The organism is Paenibacillus endophyticus, from assembly GCF_014192395.1.
In the GTDB taxonomy this organism is placed as follows: domain Bacteria; phylum Bacillota; class Bacilli; order Paenibacillales; family Paenibacillaceae; genus Pristimantibacillus; species Pristimantibacillus endophyticus.
The window spans coordinates 273,915-293,168 of record NZ_JACHXW010000002.1 but is presented as its reverse complement, the minus strand read 5'-3'; the positions used below and the strand labels follow the sequence as shown (position 1 = coordinate 293,168).

The window sequence follows — 19,254 nt, the reverse complement described above, 5'->3', positions numbered from 1 at the left end:
GGTTGAAAACGACATTAACGTCACGTTTCACTTCCTTTTTGTTCATATTGCCTTATCTGGCCGCATTCAGCATCTTTCTCTTATTCCCCATTTTGTATGGCGTCTACATCAGTCTGCATAATTTCGAGCTGTTGTCCAAGGATTACGAATTTGTAGGGCTCGCTAACTATATCAACATTTTTACGCCGGGCACTTATATTAATGATATTTTCTTTAGAGGCTTATGGGTGACCGCTCAATTCGTGTTATTTTCCGTACCGCTGCTCATCATTGTCGGCTTGGCGCTGGCGATGCTCGTTAATGCGCTTCCTGCTCGTATTCGCGGCTTGTTCCGTACCTTTTATTTCCTGCCATATGCGCTGTCCGCTTCTGTAATGGCGGTCATTTGGCTGATGATGTTTGACACGAACGCTGGCTTTCTGAACAGCATGCTCGCCAAGCTCGGCATAACGGGCATACCTTGGCTGACGGATACGCCTTGGGCCTGGATTTCTCTTATTCTTACTACCCTTTGGTGGACGATTGGCTTTAATATGATTATTTTCATCAATGCGCTCAATGAAGTTCCGGAGGATTATTATGAGGCCGCTTCGATCGATGGAGCGAACGCCTGGCATAAATTCACGAAAATTACGCTGCCGTCGATTCGTCCCGTTATGCTGTTTATTATGATTACGTCGACGATTGCTTCCTTTAATATCTACGCACAGCCTTTCCTGCTCACTCGCGGCGGACCTGGAGACACGACGAAGGTTCTGCTCATTAACGTGCTTGATCAGGCTTTCCTCCGCAAGGAAGTCGGCTCAGCCTCCGCGATGGCTATCGTGATGGCGCTGATCATTATTATTATTTCAATCGTTCAGTTCAAGCTGACGAGCGGCCGGAAAGGAGAGGCTTAGATGGTGAATACGAGAAAGCTAGGGGTCACGCTGCTGGCCGTTATCATTGCGGTATTTTTCCTGCTGCCGCTCGTGTGGATGATTTCGACTTCCTTTAAGAACGACTTTGAGGCGTTGTCCGGCAAAATGAATTTTTTCCCGCTTAAGCCAACGGTCGACAACTTCGTGCAAGGCATCAACGGCGAGCTTATGAACGTACCTATTATCCGCTGGATCATCAATTCCTTGTCGGTTGGCGTAATCGGTACGGTTATCGTGCTCATAATCGATTCGATGGCGGCTTACGCGTTAGCTAGATTGCAGGACCTGCCGCTTCGCAGAATCATGCTGTCCCTGTTTATCGCATCGCTCATGATTCCTGGCGTATTGACCTTTCTTCCCATGTATATGGAGTTCAATGCGCTTAATTTGATCAATACGTATCCTGCGCTTATTCTGCCTGCGACGGCAGGCGCGTTCGGCGTGTTCCTGCTCTATCAATTTTTCTCCTCCTTTCCGAGAGAGATAGAAGAAGCGGCGCGCATTGACGGCGCGAATAAATGGCAAATTTATGCCCGCATCCTGCTGCCATCAGCGGTATCCATTATGGTGACGCTGGCGATCTTCACCTTCATGGGCATCTACAATGATTTCGTTTGGCCGCTATATGCGACGACTTCTCCGGAGATGCGAACGATTACGGCCGGCATTGCCATGATGGCAACAGGCAGCTACACGCAAAGCTACGGCAAGCTGATGGCAATGACAACAATTGCGACGCTGCCGGTCGTCATCGTATTCATCCTTGGCCAGCGTTCCTTCGTGAAGGCAATAACGCAATCAGCTGTGAAATAATAAGGTGCATGAGAAATTATTTAATAGAGTTGACGTACATGCTGCAAAAAAGAGACCTCACAGGTCTCTTTCTGCACATCAGCTCATATAGGCGGAGGGATAGCATGATAAGGAATAGGTGGCGAATGCCATTTGCTGTTATGATTACTGCAGCTGTAAGCCTATTTATATTGGGGGTATTAATCATGAATCAATCGCGACATGACACTTCGTCAGACGGCGCTTATAATGGTCATGGCGGAACTTTCAAAAATACACTGGCTGAGATGGATACGCCGGACCCGAGCATTTTGTATAAAGACGGTTATTATTATATGACCTTTACGCATAACGGAGCGGATATTATGGTGATGAAATCACTTACCCTTGATTTTCATCAAGCAGAGCGTAAGGTGGTATGGTATCCGCCAATTGACACGATGCATTCAGCCAATCTTTGGGCGCCAGAGATTCAATATATACAAGGCAAATACTATATTTATTACGCAGCCGATAACGGGGACAACGCGAATCACCGCATGTATGCTTTGGAAGCGGAAACGGATGATCCGATGGGCACCTATGCTTTTAAGGGACAAGTAACAGATTCGACGAACAAATGGGCTATTGACGGCCTTGCGCTGGAGCACGGAGGCGGGCTTTATTTCGTCTGGTCAGGCTGGGAGGGCGATCTGAATATTCAGCAGAATACGTATATTGCGCCGATGAGCAATCCTTATACGATCAGCGGCCCCCGCGTCCTGCTCAGCGAGCCGGATTTGGATTGGGAGAAAGCGGGAGGCCCTCCGTTTATTAATGAAGGGCAAGCGATTTTGAAAAAAAACGATAGGTTGTTTATCGCCTATTCCGGAGCAGGGAGCTGGACGCCTTTCTACAGCATAGGCTTGCTGGCTCTTGAACCGGGCGGAGATCCGTTAGATGCCGCCAGCTGGCAGAAGACGAAGGAACCGCTGATGCAGATGGATGGCGAAGCAGGGGTCTACGGCCCGGGGCATAATACATTTGCCCAATCGCAGGACGGGAGGGAGGATTGGATTATTTACCATGCTACATCTGGGCAGTCCGATGGTTGGAACAACCGCAAGGCTCGGGCGCAGCGTATCGAATGGGGAACGGACGGGATTCCTTCATTCGGTGCTCCGCTGGCGCTTCAGACCGCAATTGAGGTGCCCTCAGGCAACGGTGTCATTCAAGCAAAGCATGCGCGCACTGAAGGAACAGACAAACTTACTTTTGATGGAATTCACTCTGCCTCTACGGCAGTCATGCCATTGCTCATTCATTATACGAATGAAAGCGAGCAAGATTTGCGCATTCAGATTGGCGCAGCTGGAGAAACGGGTTCGGAGCTGGCACTGCCGCCTACACAGCCAAGCGAAACAGGATATGTCTACACGGAGCTTATGCTGACTGAAGGATTGAACCATGTCGATATTAGCGGAAGAGGAGCAGTTAGCGCTGTGTCAGCGATCGAGGTTCCGCGTTTCGAAGCGGAATACGCTCAGCTCTCGCCAGAGAGCGAAATGGCGGAAAGCTCGCTGAGCTCTGGTGGACGCTCGGTTCTCGTTTTGCCTGGAGTGAAGGAAGCGGTGAGATTCGAGAATATAAGGGTACCCGTGAAAGGTTCCTATACCATACGCCTGAGGTTGAAAAACAAAACAGAAAGCGGGCAGCAGATTGAGCTGTCTGTTAATGGTGAACGTGGCGAGAGTCTGACGGTCCAAGCAGCCGGTCGTGATGAATTCGTCGAAGTAGAAGCAACCGTTAGGCTAGGCGATTCACCAAACTTGCTCATCCTTGGGAAATCGACGGATCGGCTGGAAATCGATTGTTTGGATCTTGTCCGCCATAATCCTTAAACGAAGGAAAAGCTTAACGACATCGGAGGCTAAGCCATGTTTATTCATAGAAGAGGAACGTCATGTCTGATTTATATGATTATGGCTCTCCTTCTCGCGGCTTTGTCCGGCTGCGCCTCCCAGGATGAGGAGGATCATCCGCAAGGCGAAGCACGGGCAGCCGCAGTGAAACTTGAATTCTGGACACCGTTCAGCGGCGGGGACAATCAATTCATGACGGAGATGGTCAACCAGTTCAATAAGGAGAACCCATCGATTGAGGTTGTTCAGATGAACACGCGGCTGGATGATTATTATTCCAGGCTGAGGACGGCCATTATGTCTGGGAGCGCGCCGGATTTGGCCATTTTGCATCAGACGAGCTTGCCTCAATTTGTTCAGAACGGCTACATCGAAAAGCTGACGGAGCCTGCTCGCCAGGCTGGGCTGGATTGGAAGGGCTTCAATGCCAATATACTCGAATCGATCGTATATGACGGCAACCCGTACGCAGTGCCGCTGGATACGCACGCGTTGGTCATGTATTACAATAAGAGCTACCTGCGGCAAGCAGGCCTGCTGGATGGAAACGATATGCCGATGATGAGCAGCGGCGCGGATGGCTTTCATGCCTTTTTGAAGCAGTTGAAAGCGAGTATCCCTCCGGACGCGGCTCCCCTAGCCCAGCCAAGCACGCGGATCGATTCCGTCTGGCTGTGGTGGTCGCTTTATAATCAGCTAGAGGGCGGAGGCGCGTTCTACAATGAAGAGCTTACCGAAACCGTGTTCAACAATCCTAAAGCGCTGAAAGCGTTGGATTATACGAACCAGCTGTATAAGCAAGAGCTTATTCCGCCTAATATTAACGATTCATTCAAGCTGTTCTATGATGGCAAGGCAGCGGTGCTGATTACGGGAATGTGGGGAACAGGTGCTTTCGAGAAAGCGCCGGGACTGGATTTCGGCGTTATTCCGATGCCGGTATTGTACGATCATGCAGCGGTATGGGGGGATTCGCATACGATAGCGATTCCTACGAAGCTTGGCATGACCGATGCGAAGAAGGCGGCGGCATTGATTTTTGCCAAATGGTGCGTAGAGCATGGGGAGATGTGGGCGGAAGCCGGGCATGTGCCAAGCATGACAAAGGTTGTGGCGAGTGAGCCGTTCAACAGCTTGAAGTACCGCAGCGCTTATGCGGCAACAGCCAATTATGTTGCGTATTGGCCGCGCCATGTCAGGCAGTGGTCTATCGTTGAAATACTCATCCAAGAATTCGAAAAGATGAATTATTCGCAGCAAACGCCAGAGCAAACGCTGGAGAACGCCGCAAAAAGGGTTAACATCGAGCTGAAGAAATAAGGGGACAGCCATGAAGCGGATCAGCAGCATGATCGGATGGTTCAAAAACCAGGAGCTTGCAAGAAAGCTTATTCTTATCAACTTTATACTTGTCATGCTTCCGCTCAGCATTATGGGCTATTTCGCTTTTAGCAGATTCGCGGCTACGCTGGAGCAGAAGGTCGGCGATTATCAGCAGCAGACGATGAAGCAGCTCACATTGAATCTCGATACGTACATGGCGGAGCTGGACCGCTTGACGCTGATGCCCTATCAATATGAGCCTATCATTGCGTTCCTGGAGAGCAAGCGCGACCAGGGGCAGGCTTTGACGCTTGAGGAGATTAAGCAGCTCAACGGGTTCGTTTCGCAGGTTTTTCTGAACGGCCGGATTGATATTGTCGGCGTTTCTTTGTTTGGCGAGAGTGGCGCTTCCTATGTGGTGCTGCCCGAGAGTCAATATGTAACCACCTACAAGCTTGACGAGAATGCGAAATGGCTCAAAAACGAGCAGATGAGAAACGGCCAATCCACCTTTATTGGAACCCACAATATTCAGTCGACGGGCGGTACGATTTTCCCCGTGTTCTCCATAGCGAGGGAGCTGCGGAGCTTCGACACCGGAAAGAAACTCGGATATATCGTAATTGATGTCGCCCCATCCGTTATCCACCAGATCTTGTCACAGGTAACGCTCGGAAATCGGGATGCCATATATATTACCGACCAAAACGGAGGCGTAGTCGCAGGCAAGGAGCATGCACAGCCGATAGCTGCAATATCGTCGCTCTTGCAGGACGGTGAGCTCGAAGGCGTAACCCATGCAGCTGTGAACGGAGAGCGGCAGCTTGTTTCTTTTGTAACATCGTCCGTAACCGAATGGAAAACGATCGGCATCGTTCCGGTTGCGGAGCTGATGAAGGACAGTTTCCTTATACGCAATTCCATCATGCTGCTCGGTATCATCTGCGTAGGCCTTGCTATGCTCATGTCCGTCTTTCTGGCTTTCCAGATAACGAAGCCGCTGCGCGGGCTAATCAAGCTGATGCGCAAGGTAGAGCATGGCGATTTGCTCGTATCGTTCCCGGTCAAGCAATGGGATGAGGTAGGGCATTTGGGCAAAGCGTTCAATACGATGGTCTCGAAGCTGAGCGAGCTGGGCTATTTGCTGTATGAAACGGAAATCCGGGAGAAGGATGCTCAGATTGCGGCTCTTCAAAGTAAGATCAATCCGCATTTTCTATACAACACGCTGGGCTCAATCAGTATGTATGCAGAGGTCGAAGGCAACCAAGAGGTCGTCAAAATGACGAACAATTTAAGCCGGCTGCTGCGTTACAGCTTGAATGGTCAGAAGGAACGCGTGAGCCTCAAAGATGAGCTGGATCATGTCAGGGGATATATGACGATTCAAAAAATGCGCTATGAGGAACGAATTGATTTTCAGCTAGAAAGTATTGAAGCCGCGTTAACCTGTAAGGTGATTCCGCTAATCATTCAACCAATCGTTGAGAATGCGATCAATCATGGAATTGACCAGGGGATCGGCAACGGGAGAATTTCATTGTCCTGCCGAATCGATGAAAGCCTGCTGCGAATCGTCATTGAGGATGACGGTATTGGCATGACCGAGGAAAAGCTAAGTGCGATTAGGCGCAGATTGCAGTATTCAAAGGATCTTGGCGGAAGCAGCGGCAACGGCCTGTTGAACGTGCATCGAAGAATTGTTCTTCATTACGGCGAGTTATATGGCTTAAGCCTTGAGAGCATGCCTTACCAAGGCATGAAGGTGATATTGACACTGCCCGCTGTTCATGAAGAGCTGTTTAAAGGAAGGGAGGATATCCATGCCTAGAATCGTCATTGTCGATGATGAATCTATTTTTCGAAAAGGACTGCGGAAGATGATTGCCGAGCTAGATCCGCAATGGGAGGTCGTCGGTGAAGCACGGGATGGCTACGAGGCGCTGCAATTGGTAGAAGAGCTGCTGCCGGATGCGGTTCTAACGGATATACGCATGCCTCGCATGAACGGGATACAGCTGCAGCAGCTGCTGCGCGAGAGATTTAGAGACTTGCTGTGCGTTGTCATAAGCGGCTTTGATGATTTTATTTATATCCAACAATCGATGAGGCAAGGCGCAATGGATTATTTAATGAAGCCGATCGAGCGGGAGGAGCTGGGCAAGGTTCTTAGCCAGCTGCGGGAGAAAGTTCATGTGGGGCAGCGTCTGCAAGTAGATCCGGCTATCGCCGTCAAATCACATCGCGAGGAGCACCGGATCAGGCAGCATGTCAGCGAGCATCTGATCACGGCTCTGCTCAGAGGTAGCGTGAACGACGCGGACTTGGAGCTGCTTCGTTCGATTGGCATCGCTTTTCAGCATCCCTACTTTGCTTGCATGGTCATTAAGCTGGACAAAAGCTCGATCGGCAGCGAACGATACAACCGTGCCGACCCCTCGTTATTCCAGTTGTATATCCAGCAACTCGTGCAAGAGGTTTTGAGCAGGCGAGTGAACGGCTACTGCTTCGTCATGTCGGAAACAGAAGTGGCGGCGCTGATCAATATTCCCGACCGCGAGCAGGCGATGGTTGGCATAAGGGAAATAGGCGAGAGCATTCGCAGGCAAATGACCTCATTGTCGAACATTACGGTGACAATCGGCATTGGTCAAGCTGTTGAAGGTTTTAAAGCGATTGCCGAGTCATATAACGAAGCCGAGATTGCGCTGCTCCATCGCCTTATTATTGGCGGGGATAAGGTAATCGCATATGGCGAGATCACCCGAGATGATCGCCTTTACAGCGATTTAAGTTCATCGTCATGGGAGCTGCTGGAGCAAGCCGTCCATAAAGGGAAGCGGGAACTGGTGGCGGAGGCTGTTCAAACGTTTGTAAGCGAGCTGTGCAGCAAGGCCTATTCACCGGAAGTGGTTCACCAGCAGCTTTGCAAGCTTCTGCTTCATTATTACGAAACAGCGGGGAAGCTGGGAATGACAAAGGAATGGCTGGGCAGCAAAGATATGAAAGCCGTGCTGTTTCATATTTGCTCTATTTCCTCGCGCGAGGAGCTTATGGAGGAGTGTTCGCTCCTGCTCGTTCGGTTAGCGGTTTGTATCGCGGAGAACGTCGCGCAGCCCGAGCGTGATCCGATTGAAAAGTCGATTCGATATATTGAGCAGAACTATGCGAACGCATTGACGCTCAAAGAAGTGGCCGATGCCGTATATTTGAATGCGGCTTACTTCAGTACCTTATTCAAGCAGCGCATGGGCAAATCGTTTGTCGAGCGGTTAACGGAAGTGCGGATTCATGAAGCGAAGCGGAGGATGGCTCAAACCGATCAAAAAATAGCGGCTATCGCAGAGCATACCGGCTTCGCCAATATCCGCCACTTTAACCGCGTGTTTAAGAATGAAACCGGGATGTCGCCAAAGCTGTACCGTGATCAGCTGCAAGCGGGGGCTAACCCGAACAGTCAATAAGGATCAATATGCGACATACACTTGAATATCTTGATCATAGTTGCCGAACTGCTTGCCGAACATGCTTAATCCTCCGCTATGGGTAGCGGTTTCAGGCGCGCAGATGCGGAAGCGGATATCCTCGTTAAGGCCAACTGCCAGGTCTTCTACGCTCTTGGCAGACATGCGAATGCCATCGATATAGGAGCCTTCGGCATCGATGGTTATCTGCTTGAGCAAGCCGTGCTGCGTGCCAAGATCCCACCAAGCGGGCGTATATACGCCTTTGACAGCGCCGAAGTCACCAGGGCAGGTCCAGGTGCCGAGACACACGTCATTCAAATAGAAGGAAAGATCCGACGGCCAGTTCTCGTTGTAATGAGGCGCCTCCGAGCAGATCTCCAGCGAGATGGAAATGCTCCGAATCCGCTGCTTCCCGACTAAATAATTAGGGATGCGGTATTCGATATAACCGCTGCCGAACCAAAGATGACAAGCCTTTACATGCTCAGGGTCCGAGAAGTAGCGCGGATCGTCGACCATGCCTATGATTTTGATATCCGAAGAAAGGCCGCAGGTCGGCTTCACCTCGTAGGAGGAATACTGTCCGATGGGAATGGATACCGCGTAGCGGTTCTGATCGGCTTGTTCTTTTACTCGAAATTGCAGCGTTGCCGAATCAAGCGTCAGGTGGCATATTTTTTGACGGCCGCGAGTGCTTGGCACGCTCTCCGTCGTTATAATAGAAGCTTCTTCTAACTTCTGGATATGTTTGGTTACGATTGCGGACGAAATGCCAAGCGCTTCTGCCAGATCTTTAATATTCATGGGCCTGATGTTCAGTAATTCAATAATCTTTATTCGTGTATCCGAAGAAAAGCATTCAAGAAATTTTAAATTGCTGCTATTAACCTCGATGTTCATAACTCGCTCCTCGTATTATGTACTTTCCTTATTGTATAACCCTGAGGTTAATTATACAACTTTATAGTTCATGATTGTTGAGGCCTGCACATTTAAATGTTCTTCCGATCGCCATTGCTCAGGGATTCCTTTGAATCAACGAGAAAATGAAAAAGGGGCGTCCCAAAGTCATTTATGACTTTTGAGACAGCCCCTATTTACAATGAATGGCAACCATATACGGTATACGTCAATCTCTTATATTGGACGGCGAAAGCACGCCGAAGCATGTGCGGCCTGGATTAATAAAGTGAAATGGTCAGCGTATCGCGTTCGAAATAGGAATGAAGCGTCGCCTCGCTGCCTACGATCTCTACGCTTATGAGTGATTTAAGACAGGTTTTCAGCGCGTTTTTCCCCGTAGTCAGCTTGCGATTCAGTACGGTGGAAAGTTTTTCGATGGCTTGTTTATTGGTATCGGTTAAATAGACGGGTATCGTTTTATTTTGAAACATCAGCATGGTTTTCATAGTAAGGACCTCCATCCCGCGAAGGATTTTTTTTTATTAGTGTAACTTACAATTATTAAATAATTCTTAAAATTCGGTGAGTATTTGGTTACAATGCTGTAACTTTTGGGGAAATCACCGAATATTCAGCGTTATTGCCGGTCAAACTCGGCGTTCCGATGCCTCCAGCTGCTTTTTGCGGAACTGAGAAGGTGTACATTTCATCATTTTGCGAAATACTTTAACGAAGTAGCTGATATGGTCGAAGCCAACATCAAGCGCTACCGCCGATACTTTAAGCTCGGGACGAAGCAGCAGGTCGGCCGCTTGTCTGATCCGATAAGCATTTAAGTATTCGATAGGCGTCTGTCTCGTCATTGTTTTGAAGAAGCGGCAGAATTGACCCTCGCTCATCGGAATCTGGTCGGCGATTTCGACGATGCGGATCGGCCTGTGGAAATTTTGCTGCATATAAACAATGGCTTTCTTCAGCCTGTCGATTTTGGTTGTATCGGACGTGTTTGTTTCGCTCCGGTTGCAGAATCGTCCTTCTGCTGCAATTTCATGAAGCATTAAGTAGAAATGGCCTTTGACGGCTGTTTCAAGACCGCTTGATGGTGTCTCGCAAATGTCCATGATGTTCTGCAAATGACGAAGCAGCGCAATTTCCCATTTGGTTTGGGGCTGAATATGTCTAGGAAACGTGCGTTTCTTGTCTTGAAGCGGCGAAATGTATTGCTCTTGTACGGCGTCATAGCTGGCGCTTGACAGCAAATGGGTGTCAAAGACGATGGCGCAGAAGGAGCAGGCCTTGTCACCAAGCGCATGTCCGGCATGTATATCGCCGCCGTCAATAAAAACGGCCTCGCCTGCTCGAACGGGAAAATAATCGGTGTCTACCTGGAACAGCACTTCCCCTTCAAGCACATAAAAAAACTCAGCCTCTGCATGCCAGTGGCAATCCAGAACGGGAACGCCGGGCTCGCTGTGTTCGATCCAGTAAGCGGCAAGCGGGAACATGTTGTCGCCATGCAGACGGTCTTCCTTTAATGAATGGCGTGTCGTATGATCCATTTGGAAATGGCCTCCTGTGTTCGTAAAGGGTGCGATGGCCTTAGTAGAGGCATTTCGTCAAAATAGTGCTATAGATGAGCATTATTTTGTTAGATAAGTTCGATTCATAATCAGTATAATGCAATTATGTAGGAATGCAAATAAAACAAAACAGGAAAGTTGGTTCAGTCCATGAAATTTACAGACGGTAACTGGCTCATTCGTGATGAATACAAAGTATTAGGAGCCGTACAAGTACATGATTTCGAGCAAAATGAAGGAAAGCTTACGGCTTACGCATCACCGCAGCCAATCGTAACACGCTCCAATATGCTGGATACGATGCTGTTAACGGTCCATTTCCATTCACCGCTTCCAGGCATTATCGGTGTAAAGCTTGTGCATCATGCCGGCGTGACAGAGCGCGGACCGGTATTCGAGCTGTCCTCGCAGACGGGCAACCATGTCATTATTGAAGAAACTGATGAAGAAGCTGTGCTAAAAAGCGGCAGCTTGAGCGTTCACATTCGCAAAGGTCCGGTATGGGCAGTCGATTTCTACCGCGACGGCGAGCGCATCACGGGCAGCACGCAGAAATCGATGGCATATATTAAAGAAGACAACGGCAATACCTTTATGCGCGAAGAGCTTGACGTCGGTGTCGGCGAATGGGTATACGGCCTTGGCGAGCGCTTTACGCCATTCGTACGAAATGGCCAAGTCGTTGACCTATGGAACAAAGACGGAGGTACAAGCTCCGAGCAATCATACAAAAACATACCCTTCTACATTACGAACAAAGGCTACGGCGTGTTCGTTAATCACCCGGAGCTTGTATCGTTTGAGATCGCATCGGAAAAAGTAAAGAAAGTGCAGTTCAGCGTGGCTGGCGAGTCGCTTGAATATTTCATTATCGATGGCCCTAGCATGAAGGAAGTTCTGGGCAAATATACGGATTTGACAGGCAAGCCTTCCCTTCCGCCAGCTTGGACATTCGGTCTGTGGCTAACGACTTCATTCACGACTAACTATGATGAAGCGACTGTTAACTCATTCGTAGACGGAATGGCGGAGCGTGATTTGCCGCTGCATGTCTTCCACTTTGACTGCTTCTGGATGCGTGAATTCCACTGGACGGATTTCAAATGGGATGAGCGCGTCTTCCCGGATCCTGTAGGCATGCTGTCACGCTTGAAAGAAAAAGGGCTGAAAATCTGTGTGTGGATCAATCCATATATCGCGCAGCGCTCCCGTTTGTTCGCAGAGGGCAAGGAAAATGGCTATTTAGTGAAGAAACCAAACGGTGATGTTTGGCAATGGGATCTATGGCAGCCGGGCATGGCGCTCGTTGACTTCACGAATCCAGCCGCATGCGAATGGTATGCAAGCTACTTGCGCGAGCTTGTCGACATGGGCGTTGACAGCTTCAAAACAGACTTCGGCGAGCGTATCCCGACGGACGTAGCTTATTTCGACGGATCCGATCCGATGAAAATGCACAACTACTATACTCAGCTTTACAACAAAGTGGTATTTGAAGTGCTTGAAGAAAAGCTTGGTAAAAACGAAGCTGCGTTGTTCGCCCGTTCAGCAACTGCTGGCGGACAAAAGTTTCCCGTTCACTGGGGCGGAGACTGCTATGCGGACTATGAGTCCATGGCGGAGAGCCTGCGCGGCGGATTATCGCTCGGAATTTCAGGCTTCGGCTTCTGGAGCCATGATATTGGCGGATTCGAGAATACAGCTCCTGAGCATGTATTCAAACGTTGGTTAGCGTTTGGCTTATTGTCCAGCCACAGCCGTCTTCATGGAAGTAAATCGTACCGCGTGCCTTGGGCATATGACACGGAAGCAGTGGATGTAACCCGCTTCTTCACGAAACTCAAATGCCGCATTATGCCTTATCTGTTCAACACGGCTGTACAAGCTACGGAGCTCGGCTTGCCATCCATGCGTGCGATGGTGCTGGAATTCCCCGAGGATCCGACTACCGAGGTTCTTGATCGTCAATATATGCTTGGCGATTCCTTGCTGGTAGCTCCGATCTTTAACGAGCAAGGCAATGTTACTTATTATTTGCCAACAGGCAAATGGACGCATTTGCTGTCCGGGGAGATCGTAGATGGCGGTTCATGGCGCAAGGAGAAACATGATTTCTTCAGCCTGCCGTTATTCGTTCGTCCGAACTCGATCATCGCGCTTGGCGCTAACGATGTTCGTCCTGACTATGATTATGCAGACGGCGTATCGCTGGAGCTTCATAATCTGGAGGATGGTAAAACAGCAGCAACGATCGTTCGCGATGTAAAGGGTGCTGCAGAATTAACGGTAACGGCCAGCCGCGAAGGCGGAGCAATTTCCGTTCAAGTCAACGGCAGCGGCAAACCGTTCTCATTCGCGCTGAAAGGTCTTGGTTCAATCGTTTCCGTAGAAGGCGTTACGGGTGAGGTGGATGGCAGCGTTCTGAAGCTTGCTGCCGGACCTAAACAATTGGCGTTTACCATTCATATCTAAGGATACAAGCAGCAGCTCCTTCACAGTCTTGAGCGGACTTGAGGGGGCTGCTCCTCTTTATTCGTGAGAAAGACGAGCATTAACCAAAATCGCATAAGAAAATGTTATTAAAATAGCTGTTTTTCACTTGCCACTGCCGATATAATGAAAGTCGGAAAGCAAAATCAAATACATCAAAATAATAGATACAAGGGAGTGCGGCTCACATGACGCGAATGAATGTTGGTTTGCAGTTGTACACAGTACGGGATGCTACGGCACAGGATTTCGAAGGCACACTTCGCCAGGTTGCGGCTATGGGCTACGAGGGCGTCGAATTCGCAGGCTACGGAGACATTAAAGCTGAAGCTATGCGTGATTTGCTGCAAGAGTTGAACCTGAAAGCAATCGGAAGCCATATTGGCTTGCATCTTCTGGAAGGGAACCTTGACGGAGAAATCGCTTATCTACAAACCATTGGAGCTAAATATGCGATCTGTCCATGGCTTCCAGCTGATTCACGCGATACAGACGCATGGCGCAACCACCTCGTTAAATTCGAGGAGTATGGTAAGCGTTTCCGTGAAGCGGGCATTTCTTTCGCTTACCATAACCATGATTTTGAATTTGAAGTGGAAATTGACGGTCAAATCGTTTTTGACGCGATGTATGAGCGCATCGATGCACAGTACCTGAAAGTTGAAATGGATATTGGCTGGGTGCAATATTCCGGCGTTGATCCGCTTGCTTACATTGCGAAATACGCAGGCCGTTTGCCGCTTCTGCATCTGAAAGATTTCCGCGCAGGCGAAAAGGGCCAGCAGATCGATACCGTCGAGCTTGGCAGAGGCGACTTGCCGCTGCTGGACATTATTGATGCAGCGTCGAAGGCATCGGTAGAATGGCTGATCGTTGAGCAGGACACATGTGCAAACCCGCCGCTTGAAGCGGTTGCGGAAAGCATGGAATGGATGAAAAAAAACTTTCTAAACCAATAATCTAACTTAGAGTGGATAGGGGAAAATATTAATGTCTAAAGTACGCGTAGCAGTTATAGGTTGCGGTTCCATCTCGAAATACCGTCATGTTCCGGAATATGCGGCTCATGATAACGTAGAGCTAGTCGCTTTCGTTGATCCGATCATCGAGCGCGCAGAGCATTTCGCTAACCTTCATGGCGGCAAAGCTTTCGCAGATTATGAAACGATGCTGGCTGAGATCAAACCGGATGCGGTGAGCGTTTGTACGCCGAACGCTTTGCATGCATCGATGTCGATTACAGCGGCAAATGCTGGCGCGCATGTGCTGGTAGAGAAGCCAATGGCCGTAACGGACGAAGAAGCGGAAGCGATGATCGAAGCGGCAAAGAAAAACGGCGTTCATCTGATGGTTGGCCATAACCAACGCTTCATGCCGCCGCATGTGAAAGCTAAGCAAGTTTTGAAATCAGGTATTCTTGGCAAAGTGCTAACATTCCGCACATCATTCGGTCACCCGGGACCGGATGCTTGGAGCATTGATGGCGCAGAGAGCTGGTTCTTCCGCAAGCCTGAAGCGATCATGGGCGCTATGGGCGATCTAGGCGTTCATAAATCCGATCTTATCCGCTGGATGCTCGATGATGAAGTGTCAGAGGTTGCCGGCTTTGTGGCGACGCTGGACAAAAAAGACACTGAGGTTGACGATAACGCAACATGCTTGCTTCGCATGAAGAGCGGCGCAATCGGCACGCTTGTAGCTAGCTGGACTTACTACAAAGGCGAAGACAACAGCACGATTCTTTGGTGCGAGAACGGCGTAATGAAAATCGGTACGCATCACGATGACCAAGTAATCGTTGAACTTCGCAACGGTACGATTGAGAAGCATAAGGTTGGAGCGATCTCGACTAACGACAAGCAAGAAACAAGCGGCGTAGTTAATGCTTTCCTTGAAAGCATCCTAACGAATACGACTCCTGCTGTCAGCGGAGAAGACGGCCGTGCTTCCCTGAAAGTTATTCTTTGCGCATTCGAATCGCAAGCAACGGGTAAATTTATCAGCGTAAACTAATGAGTGGATACCTCCGGTGATTGGGCATTTGCCAATCCGCCGGAGGTATTCTTTTTTGAACACTATCTTGCATTGTAGAATAGTATGTGTTAAATTGGAAAAAAGAGAAAACAACCGCAACCAACTATGCTGTATTGATGAATAGTAAGTGATGCATTATATTAGTTATTTTGAAGCGAATGTTCCGGTAGTTCGCTTACGGAGGACAAGGAATGAACATCCAATTTAAAAAGGGCGTGCTGGAAATATGCGTTCTGGTGCTGGCAACGAGGGGCGACCGTTATGGATATGAGCTTGCTGTCAAAATATCCGAGAAGTTCGAGGTAGCCGTCGGCAGCGTCTATCCGCTGCTCAGCAGATTGACTCAGGACGGATATTTCTCGACCTATTTGAAAGAATCCAATGAAGGACCGCCTCGCAAATATTATCAATTGACGCAAGAAGGCTGGAGCCACATGCGCAGACTGATTGCCGAATGGGAAAGCTTCACTCAGTCCGTAAATGAAATTATAGAGGAAGGTTTGAAGCCATGACGACGAGAGATCGATATATGTTGGAGCTGGAAGGCATGCTTACTATTATCCCGGAGCCGCAGCGCAAGGAATGGCTGTACGATTATTATATTCACTTTCAGCAAGCGGTTGAGAACGGACAGAGCGAGGAGGATGCAGCGCTTGAGCTCGGGGATCCTAAGCTGATCGCAAACGAAATATTACTAGGCTATCGCGTAGACCAGGCAGAGAGCACCAGCAGCTTCGGGAAACTATCCAAAGCGGTGTTCGCCACGGTGAGCCTCGGCTTGTTCAATATTATTTTCATATTGGGTCCTTACCTTGCGTTAGCAGCGGTCCTTCTAGCACTATGGGCGGTTGCGGCATCCATCGGCCTTGCAGGCTTAGCGGTCATTGCTGAGAGCCTATTGAATGAGACATTCAGCATGCCACAAGCCTTAACTGTAAGTATCATTACAACCGCGATTGCTATTCTGCTTTTCATTGGATTAAAGGCGCTGACGGCTTCCTTCTATAAAATGACGCTAAAATATTTGAAATTCAACACAAGAATGGTAAAGGGGCATAACAAATGAAGAAGCTGGCTGCAGTTGCGATCATTATGCTAGGAATCGGTATCATCTGCGCGTTTTTCGTTTTTAATGAAAACGACTTGATTAAGTTTAAAGGGGATACCTATACGGATGAAATCACGGTGGATGCATCCGATATCAGGTCCATCCATACGGAGACAGATACCTTTGATATTACTTTCGTACACAGTGATTCGCAGGACGTAAAGATGAAGCTTGAAGGCAACGTTAGTAAAAAGCTGAAAGATAAAATTATTTTCAAAGCAGATAAAAAGGGAGATGCGCTATATATCGTCGGTGATACGAAAAACGGCTTTAATTTTGGCATCTCGATCGTAAACCTTAAAATGACTATTGAACTGCCTGATAAAATATGGGATACCTTCGATGTGGAGTCGGATACGGGTAAGATTGATATCGACCAAATCCAAGGCAACAAGCTTCTCCTCTCAGCGGATACGGGAAATTTGAACATTTCCAATTACAGCTTCAAGCAGATCGAATTCGATACCGATACAGGAAACGCGACGTTCACGGATGGAGAAGGGCCGATCAAAGGCGAGACAGATACCGGAAATATCCGTTTGGAAGCCGCTCAATTGCAAAGTGACGTGTCCTTCAATACAGATACAGGCAATATAACGGTTAACGTCGACAAACAACCGGAATCAGCATTGATTAAAATTAGAAAAGATACAGGAAGAAGCCAAATCGATTGGTCGGGATTTGAAATTGACAAGGAGTCCGGCAACACGGTAGAACGCTCTATCGGTTCAGGCGATGTCAAAATCAGCATAGAATCGGATACCGGAAATATTAAGCTAGGAAACCGTTAAGAACATAAAACATAAGAGCAGGCTTTGGACAATATTGTTCACAGCCTGCTTTTTGTATGCTCGCCGTCTCGGGTATTCGATTTGCAGCATATGCTATAGCAACGGTTAATCCGAAGGGAAGGGATGCAAGATGGCTGTCGAACGCAAAAACTTCCGTAGGTTTACTTATGCGGAATATGTATCTTATTTGAAGCCTTTTATAACGAAAGTTAAGTTTTCGCAGATTCATGTACATGGCACGTGGAAGCCAACGATTGCAGATTATCGCAGAGCATCGGACAAGGTGGAAATTATTCAAGCGATGTGGCGCTTTCACGCTGTTACGCAGAATTGGGGAGATATTGCCCAGCATGCGACGATCGATCCGGATGGTTATATATGGGAGGGCCGCTCGCTGCTTGAAGCTCCCGCCTCTGCGGTTGGCTATAATGATTCAGACAATGACCGTACACATCCGTTCATGTTCGAGATGATCGGAAACTTTGATGTGGGAGCAGAGAAGCTCGAAGGGGCTCAACTTGCCACAGCCGTTAAGCTGACAAGCCATATTGCAAAGGAATGGAAGCTGCCGGAATCCCAAATTAAATTCCACCGCGAAATGAATCCTGCCAAAACATGCCCAGGCAGCTCGGTTAACAAAGCCTCGTTTCTGGAGCTCGTTCGTGATTGGAGGGATATCGATATGAGCCCTACCGATGCAAACAAAATCATTTCGACATGGTTGTCTCCGGCTTGGTTTGCAGCTTCAACGAAAGCAGAACGAGAAGAGATTCATCGTTTGGCCAACGAGCTCAGAAAAGCAAGCGGACAGCTTTAAATAGGCGCCAAATCAGCGCCAAATCAGCTGATGAGCATATTCTCATAAAGCAGCAGCGGTGCAGTATTGCGGTCTGTTTTCATATGATTACCAGTTTTTGTGTCATGAATCGGCCAAAACCCCATGGTAAGATAAGTGGCGTCGGGAAGAACAACACGCAAACAAAACGAATGCGCTGCTGGGATTCAGCAGGAAGCGCATGTCGCTTTTGTATAAAAACTTATCTTATTCTAGGAGGAATTATTCATGAAGATGCAACCCATTCGCGTAGGTGTCGCAGGTATAATCGCAGCAACGGTAATCGGCGCAGGATTTACAGCTCCATCAGCAAGTGCAGCACCGGTTGTGAAAACATACTCCAACTTTCAAACCATTACGATCAGTCAAGATACGATTAAGCAGATCGCAGATAGATACGGAGTAGACATTAGCAAGTTTTTGAACGGTGGTACAATTAAATGGCCGACTGGCAGCCAAACAGGAACAACAAAACCTGGCACAGGTGCTGGTACGGTAACAAAACCCGGTACAGGTGCTGGCACGGTAACGAAGCCAGGGACAGGCACTGGAAGCGGAACAGGTACGGTAACGAAGCCTGGTACTGGGACAGGCAATACGACTGGAGGCAACTCGGGCAGTGGTTCGACAACTGGAAACACAGGCTCAGGTTCAACGAGCTTGACTGCTATACAATCGCAAGTCATTGCCCTCGTTAACCAAGAACGTGCAAAAGCTGGACTATCCGCTCTGAAAAGCGACGCTTTGCTGACGAAAGTTGCAACGGAGAAAGCAAGAGACATGGATGTTAACAATTACTTCAGCCATACTTCTCCGACATACGGCTCGCCTTTTGATATGATGCGTTCTTACGGCGTAACTTATTCTTATGCTGGCGAGAATATTGCTTCGGGTCAAAAAACGCCACAGGACGTAATGACGGCTTGGATGAATAGTGCTGGTCACAAGGCGAACATTCTGAGCAAAAACTTTACTAAAATCGGTGTTGGATATGTAAATGGTGAATGGGTGCAAATGTTTATCGGCTAGTTCGAGCAAGAAGCAAGATAAAAACAGGTTTCAGCAATTCGTTGAGGGCGGCTGCCGCCCTTGGCCTTCTTTATCAATAAC

General features: G+C 48.6%; 17 protein-coding genes. 14 read left to right on the top strand and 3 right to left on the bottom strand.

Annotated elements, in window-relative coordinates:
- Nucleotides 1-2: 2 nt before the first annotated feature.
- The 6 genes from FHS16_RS03990 to FHS16_RS03965 all read left to right on the top strand — a co-directional run bounded on the left by FHS16_RS03990 (nucleotide 3) and on the right by FHS16_RS03965 (nucleotide 8,400).
- Nucleotides 3-899: a carbohydrate ABC transporter permease gene (locus FHS16_RS03990; protein WP_246431584.1), complete on the top strand. Its 897-nt coding sequence runs from the start codon at nucleotides 3-5 to the stop codon at nucleotides 897-899.
- Nucleotides 900-1,733, top strand: coding sequence for a carbohydrate ABC transporter permease (locus FHS16_RS03985; RefSeq protein ID WP_183559100.1), 834 nt, complete (start codon nucleotides 900-902; stop codon nucleotides 1,731-1,733).
- 185 nt (nucleotides 1,734-1,918) lie between these two features.
- Nucleotides 1,919-3,592: a family 43 glycosylhydrolase gene (locus FHS16_RS03980; protein WP_246431583.1), complete on the top strand. Its 1,674-nt coding sequence runs from the start codon at nucleotides 1,919-1,921 to the stop codon at nucleotides 3,590-3,592.
- 36 nt (nucleotides 3,593-3,628) lie between these two features.
- Nucleotides 3,629-4,933, top strand: coding sequence for an ABC transporter substrate-binding protein (locus FHS16_RS03975; RefSeq protein ID WP_183559097.1), 1,305 nt, complete (start codon nucleotides 3,629-3,631; stop codon nucleotides 4,931-4,933).
- A 10-nt stretch (nucleotides 4,934-4,943) separates the two neighbouring features.
- Nucleotides 4,944-6,767, top strand: coding sequence for a cache domain-containing sensor histidine kinase (locus FHS16_RS03970; RefSeq protein WP_183559095.1), 1,824 nt, complete (start codon nucleotides 4,944-4,946; stop codon nucleotides 6,765-6,767).
- Nucleotides 6,760-8,400, top strand: coding sequence for a response regulator transcription factor (locus FHS16_RS03965; protein ID WP_183559093.1), 1,641 nt, complete (start codon nucleotides 6,760-6,762; stop codon nucleotides 8,398-8,400). Before FHS16_RS03970 ends, FHS16_RS03965 begins: the two co-directional genes overlap by 8 nt.
- A 3-nt stretch (nucleotides 8,401-8,403) precedes the next feature.
- Here FHS16_RS03965 and FHS16_RS03960 read toward each other — a convergent pair whose 3' ends face one another.
- The 3 genes from FHS16_RS03960 to FHS16_RS03950 form a co-directional block, all read right to left on the bottom strand.
- Nucleotides 8,404-9,303, bottom strand: a complete 900-nt coding sequence (locus tag FHS16_RS03960) for an ArsR/SmtB family transcription factor (RefSeq protein ID WP_183559091.1) — start codon at nucleotides 9,301-9,303, stop codon at nucleotides 8,404-8,406.
- Nucleotides 9,304-9,584: 281 nt separating this feature from the next.
- Nucleotides 9,585-9,812: a 3-dehydroquinate dehydratase gene (locus FHS16_RS03955; RefSeq protein ID WP_138754710.1), complete on the bottom strand. Its 228-nt coding sequence runs from the start codon at nucleotides 9,810-9,812 to the stop codon at nucleotides 9,585-9,587.
- 141 nt (nucleotides 9,813-9,953) lie between these two features.
- Nucleotides 9,954-10,865, bottom strand: coding sequence for an AraC family transcriptional regulator (locus FHS16_RS03950; RefSeq protein ID WP_183559089.1), 912 nt, complete (start codon nucleotides 10,863-10,865; stop codon nucleotides 9,954-9,956).
- A gap of 171 nt (nucleotides 10,866-11,036) precedes the next feature.
- Between FHS16_RS03950 and yicI the strand changes: the two genes are divergently transcribed.
- The 8 genes from yicI (at nucleotide 11,037) to FHS16_RS03910 (ending at nucleotide 19,173) form a co-directional block, all read left to right on the top strand.
- Nucleotides 11,037-13,358 carry an alpha-xylosidase gene (gene yicI / locus FHS16_RS03945; protein ID WP_183559087.1) on the top strand — a complete coding sequence of 774 codons (2,322 nt, stop codon included), beginning with the start codon at nucleotides 11,037-11,039 and terminating at the stop codon, nucleotides 13,356-13,358.
- Between the two features lie 206 nt (nucleotides 13,359-13,564).
- Entirely contained in the window at nucleotides 13,565-14,335 is a 771-nt protein-coding gene (locus FHS16_RS03940) for a sugar phosphate isomerase/epimerase family protein (RefSeq protein WP_183559085.1), read from the top strand.
- A gap of 31 nt (nucleotides 14,336-14,366) precedes the next feature.
- A complete protein-coding gene (locus FHS16_RS03935; protein ID WP_183559082.1) occupies nucleotides 14,367-15,389 on the top strand; it encodes a Gfo/Idh/MocA family protein in 1,023 nt (340 codons plus the stop codon).
- Between the two features lie 212 nt (nucleotides 15,390-15,601).
- On the top strand, nucleotides 15,602-15,922 hold the full coding sequence (locus FHS16_RS03930) for a PadR family transcriptional regulator (protein ID WP_183559080.1): 321 nt from the start codon (nucleotides 15,602-15,604) through the stop codon (nucleotides 15,920-15,922).
- Nucleotides 15,919-16,476, top strand: a complete 558-nt coding sequence (locus FHS16_RS03925; protein WP_183559078.1) for an HAAS signaling domain-containing protein — start codon at nucleotides 15,919-15,921, stop codon at nucleotides 16,474-16,476. Before FHS16_RS03930 ends, FHS16_RS03925 begins: the two co-directional genes overlap by 4 nt.
- Entirely contained in the window at nucleotides 16,473-17,309 is an 837-nt protein-coding gene (locus FHS16_RS03920) for a DUF4097 family beta strand repeat-containing protein (protein WP_183559076.1), read from the top strand. The genes FHS16_RS03925 and FHS16_RS03920 overlap by 4 nt, the downstream gene beginning before the upstream one ends.
- 130 nt (nucleotides 17,310-17,439) lie before the next feature.
- A complete protein-coding gene (locus tag FHS16_RS03915; RefSeq protein ID WP_183559074.1) occupies nucleotides 17,440-18,126 on the top strand; it encodes a peptidoglycan recognition protein family protein in 687 nt (228 codons plus the stop codon).
- Nucleotides 18,127-18,372: 246 nt separating this feature from the next.
- Nucleotides 18,373-19,173, top strand: a complete 801-nt coding sequence (locus tag FHS16_RS03910; RefSeq protein ID WP_183559073.1) for a CAP domain-containing protein — start codon at nucleotides 18,373-18,375, stop codon at nucleotides 19,171-19,173.
- Nucleotides 19,174-19,254: the final 81 nt, after the last annotated feature.